Raw genomic sequence first — 21,382 nt, forward strand, 5'->3', positions numbered from 1 at the left:
CTAGGCGTTTTGAAAAGCTCTTAAACTAACTCTTAAATATATTATGCCATATTTATTTTGAATTATTTCCAAATAATAAATGCTTAATTGCATAATTAGGATTATCTAATATTATTTGCTCTCCTACTTTTTCTTTTGTATTAATTATAATTGGCGCCTTTAAATTTACTGTTATACTTGAGACATCTGAATCTAAAGTTACTGTATTTAGAACTAACACGTCTCCTTCAGTTTCAATTTTAAGTTCCTTTAATTTCTGTTCATCTAAATCAAATTCATACTCTTTAATAGAAAAGAAGGGTGAAACTACTATAAGCCCTATACTCTCATCTTCTATAGAGTGAAGTATATTAAATACCTCATTTTCTTCTACCGGGAAAAGAATAAATTTTCTTAAATGTTCAAAGCCTGGAATCCCTTTTTCAAATGTAATAATATCATTTTCATCATATTCCTTTTCTCCATGGTATTTTGTGTTTAATTTCATCTTAACACCCCTTTTTAATTAAGAGTTAACTCATATAATCCATAAGAGTTGGCTGAAGAACTTTAGCACTTGTTTGAAGTGATGCTAAATACACTGTCTGCATTGTAGCATAGTCCATAGTCTTCTCAGTTATATCTACATCCTCTGTTTTAGAAAGTATCTCTGTCATATCTGTATTGGACTGTTCATTTTGATCCTTCGCACTATCCATTCTGTTTTGCATTGATCCTACTTGCGAACGAACTTTTAATATTTGCGCCATAGCATCATCTATTTCACTTAAATCATTTGAAATTAACGTTTGAGCTGAATCTGAAGAAACTGATGCTCCTGTATCATCTTTGCCGTCAAGATGATTAACTATTTTTTGCATGAGACTTCTTATATCAGTTGAAGTACCATCTTTTTTTGTGTAACTCATAACATCTGCTGCTGAAACATTATATTTTACCAGCACCCCCTGAGAAATCTCTGTTTGCCTGCTTGATTTTATCATTCCAAACTCAGTTGTATCTACAGAAGGATCTAACTCAGTACCATCCTCCTTACAATACATTAATCTGGTATTTCCAGTAGTTGTACATCCAAAGGTGTAAGTATTACTTCCAGATGCTGCTACATTATTATTTGTATCATCTGCTATATTTGCAAATAAATTATTACCTATAGCAAACCTTCCATCACTGCCTATGTCTACACTGCTGGCACTTCCAAAGGTTATGCCACCATCTGTACTTTGTGATACGTTAATTTTTGTTACCTTTGGCGGGGTTGAAGTATCTACTCCTGCTACTTCTATTTTATAATTTAAATTCTTACTTCCAGAAAAACTCCCACTAATTGTGATATTACCACCTGTGCTTGGATTAACTACATTAATAATACTGGTATCAGTCACTGAGTTTACAGGCTTTGAAGCTCCTTTAGTTCCAGCAAATATATATTCTCCATCAAAGCTTGTATTTAATATTTGTGCCATCTGTCCTACTCTTTGATTTAGCTCATCTTTAATTTTTTGTCTGTCATCTGAACCATAAGCAGCATTTCCTGCCGCCACCATCTTTTCTCTTACACTTTGAAATACATTATTTAACTGTCCTAAGGCTGTATCTGTAGTATCAAGCCAGTTTATTGTATTAGTTATATTTTTATTATATTGTGTATTTGCATTAATCTGTGTATTCATCTGCATTGATCTTGCCACATTAAAGGGATCATCTGATGGCTTACTAAAGTTTTTTCCTGTTGCCATCTGCTTTTGAATAGTTTTCATATGTTCCAAATTTGTATTCATATCACTAAGATAGCTATTTGCAAGCATTTTATTAGTTACACGCACTCTTTAATCACCTCAACCTTCTTATTTTTTTAGTCCATTAACTACTACATCTAAAAGTTCGTCTACAGTAGATATGACCTTAGCATTTGCCTGATAACAATGTTGAAATTGTATGAGATTAGCCATTTCCTCATCAAGAGATACACCTGATACAGCGTCTCTTGACTCTTTAAAGCCTGCAAGAAGTGTAGCTTGATTGCTTACCATTCTTTTTGCTTCTTGCTCCTGTATTCCTAGTGTGTCTATTGTATCCTTAAAATAACTATCCAGTGTCATACCACCAGTAGCATTTTTAATTGTGTATATTGTAGAAGACCCGATACTAGAATCTTGAACAAATATATCTTTCAAATACTTCTGCTTATCTGTACTGCTATCTACATTTTGAATTTGCATAAGTTTGTCTCTTAGCGTCTCAACTGCTAGTGCTCTCGTACCATCACTTTCACCACTTAAGTTATTTCCAGCACTATCATATTGAGCAGCTGATTTTATAAGCATAGGGTTATCTAATATAGCTTGATTAATTGTTATATTGGCAGCTGTAATTCCTTGTTCTGCTTTATCTATGGCATCAGTATCTGTACCATTATATACCGCTGTACTATCCTTATTTACAAAGAAGTTATTTATATTAGTTGATGTATCTGCTACAGCTGTATTGCTCTGGCTAATTATTCCATTTACAGAAAAGGCAAAGGATTTTGCGAATTTATTAAGCTGATCTTCATATTTATCTATATCCTTCTGTACAGATGAATATCCCTTTAGTTCTCCAGTAGGCGGTTGAAACAATGCCAATTGGTCAAAGCTTACTGCTCCACTTCCATCTGTAGGAATAACTCCACTGTAAACCCCTTGAGTTTTAGAACTTTTATCTACTTGAATAGCAGCACCGCTATTATCTGCCCATATTACTCTACCCTGATTCAACTTATTATATTTATCTGCTGCACTTACATAATTAGAATCACCAGGAGCTCCTGTAGGTTCTATATCAACTGTAATCGTGACCTTATTTGCATCATTAGTCATATCACCTTTTTTATAGTAGGTTACTTTATAATTGCCAGCTTCCCCTGCATTTTGTCCAGCTGCAGGTTCAATAGTACTTACATAGGAAAAGCTGCAAGCTTGATCTGGTGATTGAGATTGAACCAGATTTAAACTGGTAGTTCCATCTGCTGCTAGTGGAGGTCTTCCATCATCGCCTACATCTCTATATTTTCCTTCATCGGCGGTGGTTACATTATATCCCTCAAATTGCTTTTTATCTACATTTATTCCAAATTTATTACTCAACTGATCTAATAACAAGTCTCTCTTATCCATTAAGTCGTTTGGATTATTTTTTGCAACCTTAACCTGAATAATCTGTTGGTTAACCTGACTTAATTGAGCTAATATACTATTTATATCACTTACGGTATCTTTAATTACTGTTTGCGTATTACTTTTTATACTTTCAAGCTCTGTATAAGTATGATTTAAATCATTGGTAAGAGCAAGAGCTTGTTGTGCAACCATTGATTTTGAATTAGACTGATTTGCAGAGGTAGCCAAAGTGTTCCATGAATCAAAAAATTTTCCAATTAAAGTAGACATACCAGTATCACTTGGTTCATTCATAACATTTTCTACTTCACTTAAAAATTTATCTCTACCGGTAAATTGTCCATTTACTCCGTTTTCAACTCTCACCTGATAGTCAAGAAAACTATCTCTTATTCTGTCAACAGAAGCAACATCTACTCCTGTACCCATTTGTCCAGGTCCTACTGCATTATTCATATCTGGCATAGGAAATGGTCTTGACGTTTGAAGTGTAACTCTTTGTCTTGAATATCCATCTGTATTAGCATTTGATATATTATGAGAGGTCGTACTAATCGCCTGTTGTTGGGCAAATAATCCTCTAGTTGCTATATTAAAAGTCCCAAATAAACCTGCCATTTTATCACTCCTTATTTACGCTTTCCGTAAGAATTATAAGTTTTAGGCCCTTTATTAGGGTTTAGAAAGTTCAACATTTGTGTTGCAAATCCTAAACCCTGTTTTATTAACATATCGTTTGTAGTTTTTTGAAGTTCTATTTCTGATAAAAGCTTAACTATTTCTCTATATTTATTCTCTAATTCCTTATCCTTCGTATCCTCTATGATGTTCTTCATAGACTTGCCAGCCGTCAACTTTCTTCTCTCCATTTCAAAGTGGGCTATTTTTACACTGCACTCATGGAGTTTCTTTGAGACCTTATCAAGTGAAAATACATCTCGTTTTGTAAGGTATTTAAACTGCTCATCTAATATATCCAATAATGCTTCTAATGCTTTGTGCTCTTCTACAATTATTTCTTTCAATGCTGCAGTCATCACACACCTCCATATTTCTATTTCTTCTTAATGTTTTCAAGAACCTTTTCTGCTACAAGCTTTGCATCTCTTTTATAAGTACCATTGGTTATTTCTTTTTTTATCTTTTCTACTTTTTCTTTTGAATTTACCAGACTGTCTTCTGGAGAATAAGTGCTCAAGCTTTTTCCAAGAGATGATATTTCTATTGAGTCACTTTTCTTTATTTCTTCTTTCTTTTCTACGCTCTTTACATTATTTGAGTATAATTTTATTAATTTGCTCGGATCAACACTATTGATCTTCATATCGATACACTCCTAACGTCTATTTAACAACTTTTTCTCTTTCTATTATTAGTATTATCGGGCATATATATATAATATTTATACCTGATAATTAAAGAAAATAGCTTATTTTTACTTCAATTCTCCATTATTTGACTACTTTAATAAGAATATAAACACTATTAAAATTTAGGATTAAAAATTGATACTTAAGTGTCAGTCATAGATATATATTAAGTAAAAAAACAGCCTAAACAAGGCTGTTTTTATCTTCCTAAAGATTTTATTCTATCTTCATTACTTACTATGCTCGTAATTCTTACACCAAAGTTTTCATCAACTACTACAACTTCGCCATAAGCAACTTTTTTTCCATTTACAAGTATTTCCACAGGTTCTTCTGCTAATTTGTCAAGTTCTATAAGAGATCCAGTGCCAAGATTTAAAATTTCTTTTATATTCTTCTTTGTACGTCCGAGTACAACAGATATCTCAAGAGGTACATCTAATATTAAATCTATATTTTTAGGCATTCCTTTAGAAACTGACTGCGGTTGACTTAATGGCTGGAATGTCGCCTGGTGAACTTCTACAGGAGGCTGCTTTGGAACTTCTGCAGGCTTTTCCTGAAAACTCTGAGTGTATGCAACCTGTGGCTCTGGCTCAGCATACTTAGACTGACTCACTGGTTGAGTCTTTAACTGACTTACTGGTTCTGCCACTGGCTCTTCCGCTTCTTCCTGTCCCATCATTATTGCAACTATTTTCTTAGCTGTAGCTATTGGAAGTAATTGCATTATATGGCTATCTACAAGAGTCCCTATGGTTAAAGAAAAGGATACTTTTACAACAATTTCCTCTTCCGAAATATTATCAGATAAAGGAGTCGTTAGATCACTCCAAACCTTTGATATTGGTGGTGATATATTTACTTCCCTCATAAACATTGTTGCCATGGATGTTGCTGCTGAACCTATCATTTGATTCATAGCCTCGGATACTGCACTTATTTCTATTTCAGAAAGTCCACCTGATCCTTCAGCTACATTTCCGTCTCCACCCATCATTAGATTTGCAATTACAGCAGCATCTGGTACCCTCATTACAAGAAGGTTTTCTCCTACAATACCACTGGTATATTTAACCTCTAAAGCAATATTTGGAACTTCAAACTCTTCCTTTAGATTTTTTAATCTTGTTACACTTACTATTGGAGTAGTTATATTAACCATCTGGCCTAAAATTGTAGATAGTGCAGTAGATGCTGATCCCATAGATATATTACCTATTTCTCCAAGTAAGTCTTTCTCCACATCTGATAATTCTGGCACATCTTCTGTTGCTGGCTTTTCTTGATTAACCGGCTCTTCTGATGGACTGGATTGAGTGTCTCCTCCATTTAAAAGCGCATCTATTTCTTCCTGTGAAAGAAACCCATTACCCATAATTTTCCACATCCTTATCTATAATATCTAGTATTTCAACACCCATATTTTTGCCTAGTATTCCAGGCTTTCCATAGAAATATGGCTCATCTTCCACTACCAATTTAACAGGACTGCTTGTTTTTTCATTCAACGTTACCACGTCACCTACACCAAGTTTTAAAAATTCATCTACAGTAAGACTTGCACTTCCAAGCACAGCAGTGAGTTTTACATCAATTATATTAAGTCTTTCTCTTAACTGTTCTCTTGAAGACTGCAATACATCTTCATCACTCTCCTGGAACCAATACTGTACGACCAATTTATCCAGCACCTTCTCGATACTTAAATATGGTATACATATATTTATAAATGTACTACTTTTCCCCATTTCAACCGAAAAAGTAATCAGTGCTACCGGCTCATTAGGTGCTAAGGTTTGGTTTAACGCTGGATTAGTTTCAAGTCCCTCTATTTCTGGATGAACCTCAAGTACATCTTCCCAGGCAAGTTTTAAATTATATATAAGTCCTGAGTTTACAACTTTTATAATATTCTTATCTATATCTGTAAATTCTCTATTCTTAATCTTGCCCATTCCACTTCCTCCAAGTAACACATCTATTACCTGGAAAACAAAAGCCGGATTAGTTTCAAATAGTACAGAACCACTTAAAGGCGGCATCCTAAATACTGTTAATATAGTTGGATTTGGAACTGAATGAATGAATTCTTCATAGGTTATTTGCTGTACAGATTCTATTTTTACTTTTACATTCATCCTAACCTGTGCAGTTAAATAGTTAGAAATTATTCTGGCATAATTGTCGTGAATAAGTTCTAAAGTCCTTATATGGTCCTTTGAAAATTTTTGTGGACTTCTAAAATCATATGGTTTTACTTTTTGTTTTTCTTCTTCTTTGGGCACTTCATCTGGAGAAAGTTCTCCAGCGGATAAGGCAGCTAAAAGGGCATCTATTTCACTCTGTGACAATACATCTGCCATTATTTTCCCTCATTTCTAAATGTTTAGTGCAATTTCTAACTAGAAAGCAGTTTATCAATATCTATTAGTGTTACTATTCTGTCTTTAAAATTTATAACTCCCTCAATATAAGCTTTCTTTCCATCACTAATTTTTTCAATTAATTCTTCTTCAACATCTAATACTTCATCAACCTGATCTACAGTAATTCCCACTAATTCATCTTCCATTTCAAGTATAATTATATTGTTTTGCTTTTCATCTTGTTTTGGAGTACCTAATAAAAGGTTTATATCTAAAAGTGAAATCACATTTCCTCTTAAATTTATAAGACCTTTTATATGGGCCGGCGCCTTTGGAACCTTCGTTATTTCCATTGCATCATTTATACTTTGAACCTTTCCAGTTTCCACTGCAAACTGTTCTTCATTTAGCTTAAATATAACAACCTGCATGGTTGTCACCTCCAAAATATTTTTCGTATAAAATTTTAATATCTTTAGTAAAACTTTTAAATAGTTTAATAATTGTTATTTTTATATTAAACAATATATTAAATTTTTATAAGAGGACAATTGACAGAGGACAGAGGACAATGAATGTGAGTTTTCTTCCTTACGTCAGAAAACTAATTTATTTCTTATGAATTAGTTTCACTAAAGTGAAACTTCATCGGTTTAATTAATCATAGCTTAATTAAACCTTATTTACCGAAGGTAAAACTAAATTAAAGATTTTTCGTAGTGTAATGGAGAAAAATCCTCCTTCACTCACTGTCCATTGTCCTCTGTCCTCTGTCCTCTTAAAAATAATATGACCTATTATTTTTACATTATCCAGTAATTTTCTTTATTGCTTCAAGTACTCTATCTGGCTGAAACGGTTTTACTATAAAGTCTCTTGCTCCAGCCTTTATAGCATCCATAACCATTGTCTGTTGTCCCATTGCAGAACACATTATTATTTTTGCTCCTGGGTCAAATGCTTTTATAGCTTTTACTGCTTCTATACCGTCCATGTCTGGCATAGTTATATCCATGGTTACTACATCTGGTTTTTCCTTTTTATATAATTCCACAGCTTTTAATCCGTTATTTGCTTCTCCAACTACTTCAAATCCATTCTTTTCTAATATGTCCTTTATCATCATTCTCATAAAAGCAGCATCGTCAACAATTAATATTTTAGCCATTTTATTCCCTCCAAATTTCTTTACTCCTAATGTTATTAAAATACGCCTAGTGTGCTTAGCATCTTTTCTAATGACCCAGGCATTGGTACATAATAAAAATGTCCTTTAATTTCTTCATTATCTTGTACAAACATCGTTTCTATGTCAAGTACATAATCATCAAACTGTCCTGATTCAATAAATGTTGTAGAAAGTATAGCCCCAAGCATATCATAGGTTACTGCCGGAACAGAAGGCGTTATACTTAGCCCAGTAAACTTTGAAATTGCATTCATATATGAAGTAGAAACTATATTTCCTATTTCCTGTACAACTGAATTTCCCATTTCACTTAGATATTCTTCTTTTTGCCCTGTTAATCTTTCAACTAATGTCAAGGCAGTTTCCTTATCAAACACGAATAATATATTTCCTGGAGTATCTCCAAGTACTCTAACAATAACTCCTACAACTATTTCATCTCCACCTATACTGGAGAAAATATCATCAAATGGTACTATATTTATTGCGGGCACTGTCATGTCTATCTTGTTATTTACTAACTGTGATAGAGCTGTTGCTGCATTGCCTGTACCTATATTGCCTACTTCTCTTAATGCATCAAGCTGCATCGCCGTAAGATCTTGATAGGTCATCCCTTTTACCTCCTTACACTAAAGCAGCAACATCTAATATTAATGTTACTAGCCCATCTCCTAGTATAGTTGCTCCTATATATTCTTTCAAGCCTTGCAATGTCTTTCCGAGTGGTTTTATAACAATTTCTTTTTGACCAAATAATCCATCTACCATTAATCCTACAGTCTTTTCTCCAACCTTAACTATTACTATATAGTTTTTCTGAGCATTAGATTTTTCAAGATCTAATCTCTTGTGGAGTCTTATAAGTGGTATTACATTTCCATTATAGATTATAACTTCTTTATTGTTAGTTTTCTTCACTAAATCATCACTATAGTCAATAACCCTGTCAATATAACCTAAGGATATAGCCATAGTTTCTTCTCCTACTTTCACAAGTAAAGCTTGAATTATCTGAAGTGTAAGTGGGAGTCTTATTATAAAGCTTGATCCTTTATCTTTTTCACTTATTACATCTACTGTTCCTCCAAGAGCTGATATTTTTGTTTTTACAACATCCATACCAACGCCTCTACCGGAAATATCTGTTACCTGCTCATTTGTACTAAAGCCCTGCATAAATATTAAGTTTCTAATATCATTGTCTGACATACCTTCTGTATTTATGCCTAATTTCTCAGCTTTTGCTTTTACTTTATCTACTGGGATTCCTGATCCATCATCTTCAACTTTAATTACAGCTTTTGTGCCTTCTTGATAAGCTATTAATTTTATTTTTCCTACAAGATCTTTTTCTTTTAAAATTCTTTCTTCCTTAGGTTCTATACCATGATCAGCAGCATTTCTTATTAAATGAATAAGCGGTTCTCCTATTTCATCTATTACAGTTCTATCAAGTTCTGTATCTGCCCCTTGGATTATAAGCTCCATTTCTTTTCCAAGTTCTACTGATAAATCTCTTATCATCCTTGGGAATCTATTGAATACTGTATCGAGTGGAAGCATTCTTATTTTCATAACTAGATCTTGAAGATCAGAAGTAGTTCTTGCAACTTGTTCTAGGGTTTCATTTAAATCTCCTAGTCTATAATTAGTGCTTATCTGCTCTAATCTTGTCCTGTGAATAACTAATTCTGATACCATATTCATAAACTTGTCTAATCTATCTAAGTCAACTCTTACAGATTGATGAGTCTTCTTATGAGCTTCTTTTTGAGGCGTTTTGCTAGTCTTTACTTGTCCTAAATCTGAAGCTGGTTTTGGCTCTATAGTCTTAGTTTCTTTCTTTTCAACCTTAGCCTTTACTTCTTTTACATTTACCTCTTCAATTTTTTTCGCTTGTTCTGCCTTTACATCTACATTATCGATTATAACTTTCTCTACTTCAGATATATTTATTAAAATATCATATATTTCTTCTTTTTTCTTAGTCGATAAAAATACTAAGTCTATTTCATAATCAAAATTTTCATTTTCTATATCCTCTGTGTTTGGTATAGATTTTATTATTTCACCGCAATCTTCAAGATTTTTAAATATCAAAAATGCTCTTGCAGATTTTAATAACGTATCTGGGCTTAAAAATATTTTCAATGCAAAAGACTCATATCCTCTGTCTTTAGCTTGCTTAACTATATTTATATCATATTCATTCAATTCTATGGAAGAGTCTATTTTTCCATTTTCCTGATTATCATCAATTTCTTTTTCCGAGGTAGCTTCATTCTCTTCAATTTTCTCTTCTTTTCCGTCAGCAATAGATTCAAGCTCATTTATTATTTCTTCTACTGATATCTGCTCATCTACCCCATCAGATATGTTGTTCACCATTTGCTCAAGGGTATCAAGGCATTTGAACAGCACAGTAACAACCTTTTGAGTTACTCTAAGGTGACCTTCTCTAAATTCTGATAAAACATCTTCCATTTTATGAGTAAGTTCTGCCATTTCATTAAATCCCATTGTAGCTGCCATTCCCTTGATTGTATGAGCTACTCTGAATATTTCATTTAATTTATCTATATCATCTGGCTCTTGTTCAAGTTGAAGTAGCGAATCATTTAGAGTTTGCAAGTTATCCATAGATTCTTCTAAGAACATAGATAAATACTGTGATGTATCCATTTATAAATTCCCTCCTTATAGCTTCCTATATATAAATGTAGAAGCTTTTTCAAAGCCATAGTCTTTATAATTATATATACTTTCAGTAGCTCCCACAAATAGTAATCCACCTTTTTTTAACGATTGACTAAATTTTTTATATATTGCATCCTTTACATCTTGATTAAAATATATTACCACATTTCTGCATACAATTAAATCAAAATCTTTTTCATAATTTTCTAGTATTAAGTCATGTTTCTTAAATGTAACCATATTTTTTATCTTAGGACTTATAATATATTTATCACCTTGTACAGTGAAATATTTATTTATATAATCCTGTTTAACATTTTTAATTTCAGATACAACATATTCTCCTTTCTTTGCTTTTTCCAATATAGTGCTGTCAATATCTGTAGCAATTATTTTATGACTCACACTTGGTGAAAGTTCATTTAGATACATTGCTATAGAATAAGGCTCAGCTCCAATAGAACAAGCCGCACTCCATATTTTTATAGAACTTCTGTTCTTTAGAAGTTCATCCCTTAATTTAGCTTTTAAGTCTTCAAAGATTTCTGGATTTCTAAAAAACTCAGAAACATTTATGGTTATGAAATCAAGAAATTTTTGTCTCTGAGATTGATCCTTTTTCAAAAGCGCTACGTACTCATCTATAGTTCCTACGCCCACCCTTGCCATCAAACTGTTTATTCTTCTATGAAGCTGATTTGATTTATAAGCAGACAAATTAATACCAAAATCTTTAAGAACCCACTGCTCAAATTGCAACATATCCATAAGCTTTACCCCCTATATTGCTGACACTACTTTTATTATTTCTTTTGCTATGTTATCTATTGGTAATACCATATCAACCATGCCTGTCTCATAGGCGGCTTTAGGCATGCCATATATTGTACATGTCGACTTGTCTTCTGATATTGTAATACCTCCATTTTTTTTAATTTCTATTGTTCCTTGAGCACCATCTCTACCCATACCTGTTAGAACTGCACTTATAATTTTGGATCCGTATGTATTAGATGCGGATACGAATAATTTGTCTACTGCTGGCCGTACTCCCCATAAAGTTGGATCTGAGTTCAGATGAATTTTATTGTCTGAGCCTACCTCCATGTGAAAACCTCCTGGTGCAATGTATACAGTATTATTTTCTATATTCATTTCATCTGCAGCTTCCACTACTTTTATTTTGCTATTTAAATTTAATCTTTCAGCAAAAGCCTTGGTAAAACCAACTGGCATATGCTGCACTACAAAAACTGGCACCCCTAATCTTTCTGGCAAAGCTGTTATTACCGCATATAAAGCCTTAGGACCTCCTGTAGATGCACCTATTACTACAGCTTCAATCTTGCCAGTACCCAATTTTTTAATGTTTTTATTTCCCACGACTTTCCTCTCCGTCTGTACATTTTTGGTTATTGCTTTATACTGATTTATAGATATTTTTTTCTCATAAGCTAATTTTATTTTTTGTATTAAATCATTCTTAACTTTATTAATATCTAATGATATAGCTCCTGATGGCTTTGGTAGAAAATCAAAAGCTCCAGCTGCAAGGCAATCCATTGTAAGTTGAGGACCTTTATTCGTGATACTACTCAAAACTATTACAGGTATGTTTATATTTAATTTTTTCAGTTCCTTAAGAGCAGTAATTCCATCCATTTTTGGCATTTCCACATCTAAGGTTATAACATCTGGAACATTTTTAGGTAGCTTTTCTAACAAATCTTCTCCATTTCTTGCTATATCTATAACTTCCATATCAGCTTGCTCATTTATCATATCTGAAATTATTTTTCTCATTAAAGCTGAATCCTCTACCACTAAAACTTTAATTTTTCCCAAAACGTTATCCCTCCATCCTTTAGAATTGATAGTTGACAATTGACAATGAATTATACTTTTTAATTAGCTGTTTTAACTCTGTCAAAGCATCAAAAATTGTCCTTTGCCCTTTGTCAATTTATTTATAGTTCTTTAACTCCCATACCTACAGTCTTTATCTGTACTACGCCATCAGTAGTATCAAGAATCATAGTTCTTCCTTTGTTTCCTCCAGTATCTTCTCCGACTATGGGAATAGAATATTCTTTTAATGTATTTCTTACAGCTATGCCATTTCTATTTCCTATATCCATAATCATACTTTTGTCAGAGAAGTTAAACATTGAAGCTCCTCCAGCTATCTTCGCCTTCAAGTTTCTCCTAGAAGCCCCCATCTTTTCTAGTCTTTCTATCAATAGAGGAATTGCCAAATCTGCAAACTTTAAAGGATTGGTTACATTATTAAATTGAGTACTATCAGGCAGCATTATATGAGCTAGACCACCTAAGGCTTTTGTTTTATCGTATAAGGCTATGCCTATGCAGGAACCCAATCCAACGGTTATAATTTTATCTGGGGATGTTGCAACATTCATGTCTGCTATTCCTACTTTTATTTCTCGTTTTTCCATAGTATGCACCCTTCACTTCACGCTATATAAGCTTTTTTTCTTCTTCTGTGAGTATAGTACCAAGGTTTAAAAATATGATTATCTTTCCATCTGTTTTAATTAGCCCTTTTATATATCTTCTAGATATTCCTGCTACTATATCTGGTGCTGCCTCTATATTTTTTGCATCTACATCTTTTACTTCTGATACTACATCAACTACTATTCCAAGTTTATCTTCATTCTGCTTTGCAACTATTATCTTTGCATCATTTTTAATTTCTTCTTCTTCTAATCCAAATCGTTTTATAAGGGATATTATAGGCAGAATATTCCCTTCGTAATTAATAACACCTTGTACAAACTCCGGTGAATCTGGAAGTTTTCTTGGTTTTTCATAGCCTAAAATTCTTTCAACTTCCATGATGTCTGTCGCATAATACTCTCCATTTATACCAAAAATCAGTACTTTAACTTCATTGCTATCCATTATAATTCCTCCTTATTAATTTTTAACATAAATTAGGCTATTTTTTCTCTCTATATTTATATATAATAAGCATTTTTTATGCTGCAGTTTCCTATAATTTAAATTTATCTACTACTATATCTCCAGAAGAATCCAAATATGCATGTACATTTTTACTTGGACTGTCTAATATAAACTCTCTTGTTCCAACCACAAAAACTGTATTCTGATAAGCCACATCTACCCATATATGTCCCTCTTTTTCAACTTTTAGTTTTGTAGACACCCCTGCTGTACTTCCAACAACTTTACACTTAATTTCATTTTTAGCTTTTAGGATTCCTCCTCTTGCCACACTTTTATCCTGAAAAATATATATGCTTCCATTTGCTGTTATTTCTGATATGTATTCACCTTTTCCAAATATAATTACATCTCCAGAACTTTGTATATTAGAATCTTGGCAATATGACATTTGAACATTTACAGGGAGAGCTAATGTATCTCTCAAATACACAAGTTTTTCTTCTATTGAGTTCCTTATATCTTCTAGTTCTGAATAATGCTTTATACTAATTGGCCCCATTCCTAAAAGTCTACATTTTATAAGATTAACTAAATCATCTTCCGTAAACTCATCATGTTGTATGTTTAAGTGTGTTATCACGCTTAAACATATTCTAGGCAATAACTTAAATTTATTTTCAATGAGAACCTTTATTATTTCTCCATCTTTTTTATTCTCACCAAGTAGATTATATTTTTTTATTTCTTCCGAAGCAGTAATTATATTATTTACAATTTCCTTTAACTGCTCAAGGTCATTTATTGTCTTTAATTTTTCAACATCATCTCCGCCACCAAATACTTTGGCAGCAATTACATTTCCTTTTATTGAAATGTTTCCTTTTGCTCTTATAAAAGCTCTTTCTACATCTTTTCCAATCTCAACTGCATTACCACCTTCTACTTCCATGCCCTCAGCTACATTGCCATATACAATTATATCTCCGATAAATTTTATGTTTCCTGTTTTTAAGTCTACATCGGATTTAATTTCATGGACAGGATATACATAAAACACATTACTTTTCACACAAGGCTTTCCATCTATGTCCGCTACAATTATATTTTGTTCTTGTACTATTGCACCATTTCCAACTTTTATCTTCAGCTTTTTACCAGGTTTATATTTTGTTTTTTTGCCTGTAATATCAATTCCATCCCGTCCCTCTTGTCCATCATGTCTTACTGCTAATATATCCCCTTTATGCGCAGCCTCTATAGCTCCTATACTCTTAAAATCTACATTTCCAACTTGATCTTCTTTTAGTTGTTTATAGCTTTCTTCTTGTTTAAATTTTATTTCTATAAAATCATTTTCTCCATTAACTACTGGTTCACCCTTTGCTACTAAAATCTTTTCGTTACAACCTTCAACACATTTTTTCAAGTTTTCTTCTATTATACCATAGACTATATTCAAATTTGATAACTCTTGCTTAATTTCCTCAACTTTATATTTTGTAGGATTAACTTGTGCTTCTATTTCTGCTTCTATTGTTATTTTATTACTTTTAGCCTTGTCTTTAAGTTTATATATTTTTTGTGGTATATAAATTACAGTAGCATAGGCTTCTAGCTTATCTTCTGATATGGATATTTTTAATTCTCTTTTAGCTTCATTTTCTTGAAAAATAATTTTAATTTCACTTTCCTCAAATACACTTTTTTTATCTTGTACTATTTCACCATCTGCCATTACATTTATAGTATTTCCTCTTACTATTATATAAGCTGGTTCTCCACCAGCTTTTGGGTTTGTAACTTGTATTTTTTCATTAACTATACTTACTGTACCGTCATTTTCATTTAATTCTATAATATTTTCATTATTTTCACCATCATCTGTTTGTCTACCTAACTCTTCCGATAAATTCTCACTTTTCATTTTTACTGATATAGTTATTCTTTTTCTAAATAAAGACTTTTTCTCTTCAACAATTTCATATTTTATATTTTCCTCAGATATACCAAGCTCCTCACTGGCAGCTTTAATGCATTTTTCTAATGAAGATTCAGTGTATAACTTTTCCATAATTATCGCCTCCATATAGATATTAATCAAATATACAGCAAATTATTTGACAATAAACTATTCTTTAGTATAAAAATAGTCGATTGTTATATTATCGTTATATTTTTATTACTCTTTATGTAATAGTTCATATAAACTTCCAATTGGTGAATTTTACACTAATTATATCATGTTTCCCTAATATATGTGAACCATTCTCAATTGAAACTTTAATTCGTAAAGTAAAAATAGTGGCCAGTACTATTTTTGAAAGGACATAGTACAATTGTCATCTGATAAATGCATTTGATACTTTAGATCCTTTCGCTGCATACCCGAAATCCGTATCTATTTTAGATATCATATCCATACTTGTTATTATTACTGGTGAAATTAAGCTTTTAACATTTTTCTCAATTAATTGTTTATCAAAAGAAATCATAAGATCTCCCTTTCTGATTTTATCTCCCTGCTTAACATGAGTAGTGAATCCTTCACCATTTAAGCTTACTGTATCTACTCCAATATGAACTAATATTTCTATGTCTTCTTCAGTTTTTATGGCAATGGCATGTTTCGTTGGAAATAGCACTCTAATAATACCATCTACAGGTGAATATACCTTATTATCTTTTGGAATAACTGCAAATCCATCGCCCAATAATTTTTCAGAAAAAACTATATCTGGAACTTCTTCTAGCTTTATGATTTCTCCTTCTATAGGATTAAATAGAACTAATTCAGAAGAAGTTTTGTTTCCATACACATAGTTATCTTTTAATAATTCTATACTGTCTTGCATATTAGTAATACTTTTTCTATACTGTTCCCTATTTTCAATTATAGATTTTATATCATCCTTAATACTTTCTGCTTCAGTTCCATATATTATCTGTACATTTTCTCCCACATCGAATATACCAGATGCTCCACTTTCCTTTAGCATAGTTTTATTTACCATGTTAGGATCTTTTAAAGTAAGTCTCAATCTAGTAATACAGGAATCTAATACTTCTATATTATCTTTTCCTCCCACCGCATCTAGTATTAAGGCTGCCTTTTCTAAGTCAGTACCTTGAAACTTTAACAATAATGTTTCTTCCTCTTCTCTACCTGGTGTTTTAATATTCATGGCTCTAATAACTGTGTAGAATACGACAAAATATAGTAAAAAGTATGTTAGCCCTACTGGTATTAACAGCAATGGGTGTTTTGCAAACTTATAACCTATTATGTAATCAATCGCAGATGCTGAAAAGGTATATCCCAGTTTTATACCAAGTAAATCTGTAACAATACCTGCTGAAAAAGCAGCAATTACATGAAATGCAAACAATATTGGTGCTACAAAGATAAACGAAAACTCTATAGGCTCAGTTATACCTGTTAGGAAAGCCACAAAAGCTGCAGATATCATTATTCCTGAAATCTTTCTTCTATTTTCCGGTTTTGCTGCTGCTATCATAGCCATAGCTGCACCAGGAAGCCCGAACATAAGGATTGGAAACTCTGATGCCATAAAGGTTCCTGCAGTAGGATCTCCATGGAAATATCTGGCGGTATCCCCAAAATATTTTACTCCATCAGCTCCTACGTAAGAGCCAAATTGATATAAAAATATTGGATAATAAATATGATGCAATCCTAGAGGAATTAAGAGTCTTTTTCCCGCAGCATAAAAGGCTGGTCCCAAATAAGAAGAGCATGCCCATCTTGCAAACATGTCGATGTCTTTTTGTATTGATGGCCATATAACTGCTACTACCATTGAAAAGATAATTACCACTATTGACGTTATTATGGGAACAAATCTCTTTCCACCAAAAAAACCCAACACTTGAGGTAATCTTATTTTGTGATATCTATTATATAAAACTCCTGAAATAATACCTACTAAAACTCCACCTATTACCCCCATATTGGTTTGGGTCATTCCCATAATCCCCTCAAATATTAACTGTCCAACTACCGCTGCTAATGCTGCAACACCTTCTCCACCTGAAAAACCTATAGCAACCCCTACGGCAAATATCATCGGAAGATTATTAAATATAACATCTCCAGCTTTCGCGATGAATGGTACATTAAACAAATCTGGTTGACCAAATCTTAATAAAATTCCTGCCGCTGGAAGCACTGATACTGGAAGCATCAAGGACTTACCTATTTTTTGTAATGCAGCAAATAACCTTTTCATTGTCGTTCTCCTTAGTATTTTTTGTAAACTTACAGACCTATCTCTCGAAATTATCTTACTCTGAAATTCTCTTTAGATGCAAAGTTATATACCCTATTTCATCCTCAATTATTTTTACTGAAAACAAATCTTCTATTTTTAATGCCACTTTCACAGCGACACTATATTCTCTATACATTTCTTTTTTTATTATATGTAATAAGTCATTTTTTATAGGTTTATTCTTTTCTGCTCTTTCTATCATAAAGTTTATGTGATTTACTGTCCTTACATAGGCTAATGAATTTTTTTCCAACCTCTTTCCTGTAAGTTTCTCGATTAGTTCTATAACTATACTTATTTTTTTAGTATATGCTAAAGATTCAGACACATCTCTTTGTGTAAGCGCTGCTCTTATATGCAAACATATAAATCCAGCCTCATCTTCTGGGAGATTTGTATTAAATCTTTTATTTATAAATTGAACTGATGCTAAAGCTAACTTATACTCAGTTGGATATAACACATTTAATTCGTTTTTAAAGGGATTCTCAATGTTTAGACCCTTTTGTATTCTTTTTAGTGCAAAACTTATGTGATCTGGTAAAGACACATGAACAGCTTCATTTAATTTAGAATTAAGTTCCTTTTCTACAAAATGAATTATCTCTTCTGAAACACCAACTATATTATTATCTATGCTCTGAAGTACTTTTTGATAATTTTCTCCTATCACTGATGTTTTCTTTATAAAAATATTTTCTACTCTATCTTCAGGTATTTCTGTACCTTTAGGAAAATCAAAGCCAATACCTTTTCCAACCAATATAACTTCATCCTTATCTTTTTGTGCTATAATGACGTTGTTATTCAATACTTTCTTTATTTTAAAGGATTCCATATACTTCACTCCAATAATGATTTATATTGGGGCCCACATCCCCCATACCAATTCGAATTTTGTTTTACTTAACTGAAGTTACCAATATCCTCTTTAGATATTTCATCGTATTTTTTCATGAGTTCTAAAACAACTTTGTTGCTAGCAGAGTTAAATTTTATATCATCAACTCTACCTATTGGTAAAATCTTTGTCGATGTGCCAGAAATAAACAATCCATCTAAATCCTTTATGCTCATATAATCGACATTTTTTTCTAAGACTTGAAGACCTATTTTACTGCATAATTCTATTACAACCCCTCTTGTCACCCCAGGAAGCACATCTATAAGCGGTGCAGTTAACACCTTACCATTCTTGATCATAAATATATTCGACTTGCTTCCTTCTGTAATATTGCCTTTTTTATTCACAAGTATAGCCTCATAAGCATTCTTTTCTTCTATTTCTTTATTAACAGCTTCTCTAAAACTTAAGTTTATAATCTTTGCATTAGGATTTTCCCTCTCACCATGATATAGTATTGTTTTTACACCATTTCTATACTCATCTTCATTAGGATAGTGATGCTTTACAAAATAAGCTAAAAATATATTAGTTTCGCCAAACTTAAATATTATTTTTATATTCCCTATCTTTGTATCGTTTATTCTAACTAATTCATATATCTTATTCTTTAGGTCATCTTCTGAAAACCATATATTTAGATCAGTTAATTTAGCCGAGTTTTTAAGTCTCTCTAAATGTCTTTGCAAAAACAAGGGTTTTCCATCTATTATCCTTATTACTTCATACAAGGATTTTCCGCCCTTTAACAAGTTATCATCAAATTGTTCACAGGATCTTTCCTCATTATTAAATATAAAATATTTATTTACGCATTCACTCATGACCTATCCTCCCTACATAAGTTCTATTTCAAATTCAACACATATAGATATTTAGTTTCAATTTTAAGCATTATACAATACGTAACTCCATATATACACGGGTTATAAGGTAATGTACAATTTTAAAATGTAAACTGTTTACCTATATAGAACGGAACCAGAAAGTAGATTTATCTGTAGGGATATGTTACCAAAGCTGAAGACACATTTAAAAACTTTTTTATCAATCTTAGCGAAGTATTTTAGAAAATCTTAGAGCCTTTGATATGTCTGAGGTACGAGTTTATCAAAGGTTCTTAGATTTTCAAAATACTGAGCTTTAGATTGATTAAAAGTTTTTATAGTGTTGAAGCTTGGTAACATATCCCGAAAGATGAGTCTACTTTCGGCGGTACTTCTCTATAAGTACTACTTCCAATTAAGTCTTTCTATTTTATCGTGATTTTTTTTATAATTTATAAGATAAGGTTTACCTACTAGATTAAACAATGGAAGGTCTGCTAAGGAATCTGAAAACATATATGAATTTTTAAAATCTACTTCTATATTTTCTTCCTTTAATACCTTCATAAGTCTTCTCACCTTTTCTTCACCTTTGCAGTTTTGTCCTGCAATTTTTCGGCTGTATTTACCATCTAAACTTGTAAATACGGTACCTATTATTTTGTCTACTTCCTTTATTTTATATAATTCATTTAGATAAAATTCTGCTGATGCAGATATTAAATATATCTTATAGCCTTCAGCTTTTAGTTTTTTAATCATATCAATAGCATCTTTATAAATTATCTTACTAAGCCTTTTCTCATAGAATTCTTCTACTAGTTCCTGCATTCTTTCTTCCTGTATTCCACCTATAAATGCTATAAAATTTTCTTTTGCTGTTTTTGAATCTAATATTTTTATCATATAAAGAAATGCAGATATAACAGCTCTTGGAGCATGCATCACAAGCCAAGGACTCTTCTTTATCATAAAAGCGTAGAATTCCATAAGGGTTTCTCGTTTTGTTAGAGTATAATCCACATCAAATATAGCTAGTTTTTCCAAGTTACTCCTCCTCTTTCGAAGTGTTTACATGATAAAGAAAGCCGTTGCCTTATTAGCATCGACTTTCTTTTGATTCTCTAATTTTTTTACTCTTCTTCATCTACTAATTGTTCATAGTAAGCGGATACTTCTTCAAATTCCTCATCGTCTGGAATTACAAGTTCTCCTTCTTCACCTTCCCCTACTACTTTGAACAAGAATATTGATCCATTTTCAGGGTGTTGAACTATAGCATATTCATTTTCTTTATATTGGAATCCATCGATTACTTCGCAAGGAACGATATTTCCATTTTCATCTTCTAAATCAACTATCAAAGTTTCATGTTCGCCACATCCACAACCGCAATCATGGTCGTGCTCATGGTTATGTTCTCCGCAACCGCAACCTGTACTTTCTTCTCCACAGCCGCAGCCGCAATCTTGTAATTTTTCCTTATCCATAGGATATTACCTCCTTTTACTGTTATGTTCTAATTTTACCCTTAATTCCACAATAATAAAAGGTTTTTTTTTAATTTAACTTAAATATTTTATTTTAAAAAAAGGAGTGCTAAGCACTCCTTCTTCATATTTATTACTCTGCTGCAAGTTTC

At 32.2% G+C, this 21,382-nt stretch carries 21 protein-coding genes; all 21 read right to left on the reverse strand.

Features of this window, described 5'->3' with window-relative positions:
• Positions 1-52: 52 nt before the first annotated feature.
• Positions 53-487, reverse strand: a complete 435-nt coding sequence (fliW, locus tag I6U48_RS04925; RefSeq protein WP_218319291.1) for a flagellar assembly protein FliW — start codon at positions 485-487, stop codon at positions 53-55.
• 25 nt (positions 488-512) lie between these two features.
• Complete coding sequence (gene flgL, locus I6U48_RS04930) at positions 513-1,826, reverse strand: flagellar hook-associated protein FlgL (RefSeq protein WP_218319292.1); 1,314 nt, start codon at positions 1,824-1,826, stop codon at positions 513-515.
• Positions 1,827-1,847: 21 nt separating this feature from the next.
• On the reverse strand, positions 1,848-3,779 hold the full coding sequence (flgK, locus tag I6U48_RS04935) for a flagellar hook-associated protein FlgK (protein ID WP_218319293.1): 1,932 nt from the start codon (positions 3,777-3,779) through the stop codon (positions 1,848-1,850).
• Between the two features lie 11 nt (positions 3,780-3,790).
• Positions 3,791-4,198, reverse strand: coding sequence for a flagellar protein FlgN (locus tag I6U48_RS04940; protein WP_218319294.1), 408 nt, complete (start codon positions 4,196-4,198; stop codon positions 3,791-3,793).
• A gap of 17 nt (positions 4,199-4,215) precedes the next feature.
• Positions 4,216-4,485 carry a flagellar biosynthesis anti-sigma factor FlgM gene (gene flgM, locus I6U48_RS04945; RefSeq protein WP_218319295.1) on the reverse strand — a complete coding sequence of 90 codons (270 nt, stop codon included), beginning with the start codon at positions 4,483-4,485 and terminating at the stop codon, positions 4,216-4,218.
• Positions 4,486-4,730: 245 nt separating this feature from the next.
• Positions 4,731-5,909 (reverse strand): flagellar motor switch phosphatase FliY, encoded by a 1,179-nt coding sequence (fliY, locus tag I6U48_RS04950; protein ID WP_218319296.1) that lies wholly within the window; start codon positions 5,907-5,909, stop codon positions 4,731-4,733.
• A complete protein-coding gene (gene fliM, locus I6U48_RS04955) occupies positions 5,902-6,897 on the reverse strand; it encodes a flagellar motor switch protein FliM (protein ID WP_218319297.1) in 996 nt (331 codons plus the stop codon). The genes fliY and fliM overlap by 8 nt, the downstream gene beginning before the upstream one ends.
• 35 nt (positions 6,898-6,932) lie before the next feature.
• The gene (locus I6U48_RS04960) at positions 6,933-7,331 is read right to left on the reverse strand and encodes a chemotaxis protein CheW (protein ID WP_218319298.1); all 399 of its coding nucleotides are present in this window, start codon (positions 7,329-7,331) and stop codon (positions 6,933-6,935) included.
• Positions 7,332-7,708: 377 nt separating this feature from the next.
• Positions 7,709-8,068 carry a response regulator gene (locus I6U48_RS04965; protein ID WP_218319299.1) on the reverse strand — a complete coding sequence of 120 codons (360 nt, stop codon included), beginning with the start codon at positions 8,066-8,068 and terminating at the stop codon, positions 7,709-7,711.
• Positions 8,069-8,103: 35 nt separating this feature from the next.
• Positions 8,104-8,703, reverse strand: coding sequence for a chemotaxis protein CheC (locus I6U48_RS04970; protein WP_218319300.1), 600 nt, complete (start codon positions 8,701-8,703; stop codon positions 8,104-8,106).
• 13 nt (positions 8,704-8,716) lie between these two features.
• Positions 8,717-10,774, reverse strand: a complete 2,058-nt coding sequence (locus I6U48_RS04975; RefSeq protein WP_218319301.1) for a chemotaxis protein CheA — start codon at positions 10,772-10,774, stop codon at positions 8,717-8,719.
• Positions 10,775-10,789: 15 nt separating this feature from the next.
• Positions 10,790-11,557: a CheR family methyltransferase gene (locus I6U48_RS04980; RefSeq protein WP_218319302.1), complete on the reverse strand. Its 768-nt coding sequence runs from the start codon at positions 11,555-11,557 to the stop codon at positions 10,790-10,792.
• A 12-nt stretch (positions 11,558-11,569) separates the two neighbouring features.
• Positions 11,570-12,634: a protein-glutamate methylesterase/protein-glutamine glutaminase gene (locus tag I6U48_RS04985; protein WP_218319303.1), complete on the reverse strand. Its 1,065-nt coding sequence runs from the start codon at positions 12,632-12,634 to the stop codon at positions 11,570-11,572.
• A gap of 122 nt (positions 12,635-12,756) precedes the next feature.
• A complete protein-coding gene (locus I6U48_RS04990) occupies positions 12,757-13,245 on the reverse strand; it encodes a chemotaxis protein CheD (RefSeq protein ID WP_218319304.1) in 489 nt (162 codons plus the stop codon).
• Positions 13,246-13,267: 22 nt separating this feature from the next.
• Positions 13,268-13,714: a chemotaxis protein CheW gene (locus I6U48_RS04995; protein ID WP_218319305.1), complete on the reverse strand. Its 447-nt coding sequence runs from the start codon at positions 13,712-13,714 to the stop codon at positions 13,268-13,270.
• 91 nt (positions 13,715-13,805) lie between these two features.
• A complete protein-coding gene (locus I6U48_RS05000; RefSeq protein WP_246615207.1) occupies positions 13,806-15,791 on the reverse strand; it encodes a flagellar assembly protein A in 1,986 nt (661 codons plus the stop codon).
• Between the two features lie 268 nt (positions 15,792-16,059).
• Positions 16,060-17,967: a glucose PTS transporter subunit IIA gene (locus tag I6U48_RS05005; RefSeq protein WP_218319306.1), complete on the reverse strand. Its 1,908-nt coding sequence runs from the start codon at positions 17,965-17,967 to the stop codon at positions 16,060-16,062.
• Between the two features lie 55 nt (positions 17,968-18,022).
• A complete protein-coding gene (locus I6U48_RS05010; RefSeq protein ID WP_218319307.1) occupies positions 18,023-18,847 on the reverse strand; it encodes a PRD domain-containing protein in 825 nt (274 codons plus the stop codon).
• Between the two features lie 68 nt (positions 18,848-18,915).
• A complete protein-coding gene (locus tag I6U48_RS05015) occupies positions 18,916-19,737 on the reverse strand; it encodes an aminotransferase class IV (protein ID WP_218319308.1) in 822 nt (273 codons plus the stop codon).
• 408 nt (positions 19,738-20,145) lie between these two features.
• Positions 20,146-20,787, reverse strand: a complete 642-nt coding sequence (locus tag I6U48_RS05020; protein WP_218319309.1) for an HAD-IB family hydrolase — start codon at positions 20,785-20,787, stop codon at positions 20,146-20,148.
• 86 nt (positions 20,788-20,873) lie between these two features.
• Positions 20,874-21,230, reverse strand: a complete 357-nt coding sequence (locus I6U48_RS05025) for a DUF1292 domain-containing protein (RefSeq protein WP_218319310.1) — start codon at positions 21,228-21,230, stop codon at positions 20,874-20,876.
• Between the last annotated feature and the right edge of the window lie 152 nt (positions 21,231-21,382).

Origin of the sequence: Clostridium thailandense (assembly GCF_019207025.1) — a bacterium.
Taxonomy (GTDB): Bacteria; Bacillota; Clostridia; order Clostridiales; family Clostridiaceae; genus Clostridium_AM; species Clostridium_AM thailandense.

Excerpts from the sequence above, each read along its gene's own strand:
- I6U48_RS04960 (WP_218319298.1), bottom strand. The coding sequence starts at position 7,331 with ATGCAGGTTGTTATATTTAAGCTAAATGAAGAACAGTTTGCAGTGGAA.
- I6U48_RS05005 (WP_218319306.1), bottom strand. The coding sequence starts at position 17,967 with ATGAAAAGGTTATTTGCTGCATTACAAAAAATAGGTAAGTCCTTGATG.
- I6U48_RS05015 (WP_218319308.1), bottom strand. The coding sequence starts at position 19,737 with ATGAGTGAATGCGTAAATAAATATTTTATATTTAATAATGAGGAAAGA.
- I6U48_RS04980 (WP_218319302.1), bottom strand. The coding sequence starts at position 11,557 with ATGGATATGTTGCAATTTGAGCAGTGGGTTCTTAAAGATTTTGGTATT.
- fliW (WP_218319291.1), bottom strand. The coding sequence starts at position 487 with ATGAAATTAAACACAAAATACCATGGAGAAAAGGAATATGATGAAAAT.
- flgM (WP_218319295.1), bottom strand. The coding sequence starts at position 4,485 with ATGAAGATCAATAGTGTTGATCCGAGCAAATTAATAAAATTATACTCA.
- I6U48_RS04940 (WP_218319294.1), bottom strand. The coding sequence starts at position 4,198 with ATGACTGCAGCATTGAAAGAAATAATTGTAGAAGAGCACAAAGCATTA.
- fliM (WP_218319297.1), bottom strand. The coding sequence starts at position 6,897 with ATGGCAGATGTATTGTCACAGAGTGAAATAGATGCCCTTTTAGCTGCC.
- I6U48_RS04995 (WP_218319305.1), bottom strand. The coding sequence starts at position 13,714 with ATGGATAGCAATGAAGTTAAAGTACTGATTTTTGGTATAAATGGAGAG.
- I6U48_RS04975 (WP_218319301.1), bottom strand. The coding sequence starts at position 10,774 with ATGGATACATCACAGTATTTATCTATGTTCTTAGAAGAATCTATGGAT.
- I6U48_RS05025 (WP_218319310.1), bottom strand. The coding sequence starts at position 21,230 with ATGGATAAGGAAAAATTACAAGATTGCGGCTGCGGCTGTGGAGAAGAA.
- fliY (WP_218319296.1), bottom strand. The coding sequence starts at position 5,909 with ATGGGTAATGGGTTTCTTTCACAGGAAGAAATAGATGCGCTTTTAAAT.
- I6U48_RS05010 (WP_218319307.1), bottom strand. The coding sequence starts at position 18,847 with ATGGAATCCTTTAAAATAAAGAAAGTATTGAATAACAACGTCATTATA.
- I6U48_RS04970 (WP_218319300.1), bottom strand. The coding sequence starts at position 8,703 with ATGACCTATCAAGATCTTACGGCGATGCAGCTTGATGCATTAAGAGAA.
- I6U48_RS04990 (WP_218319304.1), bottom strand. The coding sequence starts at position 13,245 with ATGGAAAAACGAGAAATAAAAGTAGGAATAGCAGACATGAATGTTGCA.
- flgK (WP_218319293.1), bottom strand. The coding sequence starts at position 3,779 with ATGGCAGGTTTATTTGGGACTTTTAATATAGCAACTAGAGGATTATTT.
- I6U48_RS04965 (WP_218319299.1), bottom strand. The coding sequence starts at position 8,068 with ATGGCTAAAATATTAATTGTTGACGATGCTGCTTTTATGAGAATGATG.
- I6U48_RS05000 (WP_246615207.1), bottom strand. The coding sequence starts at position 15,791 with ATGGAAAAGTTATACACTGAATCTTCATTAGAAAAATGCATTAAAGCT.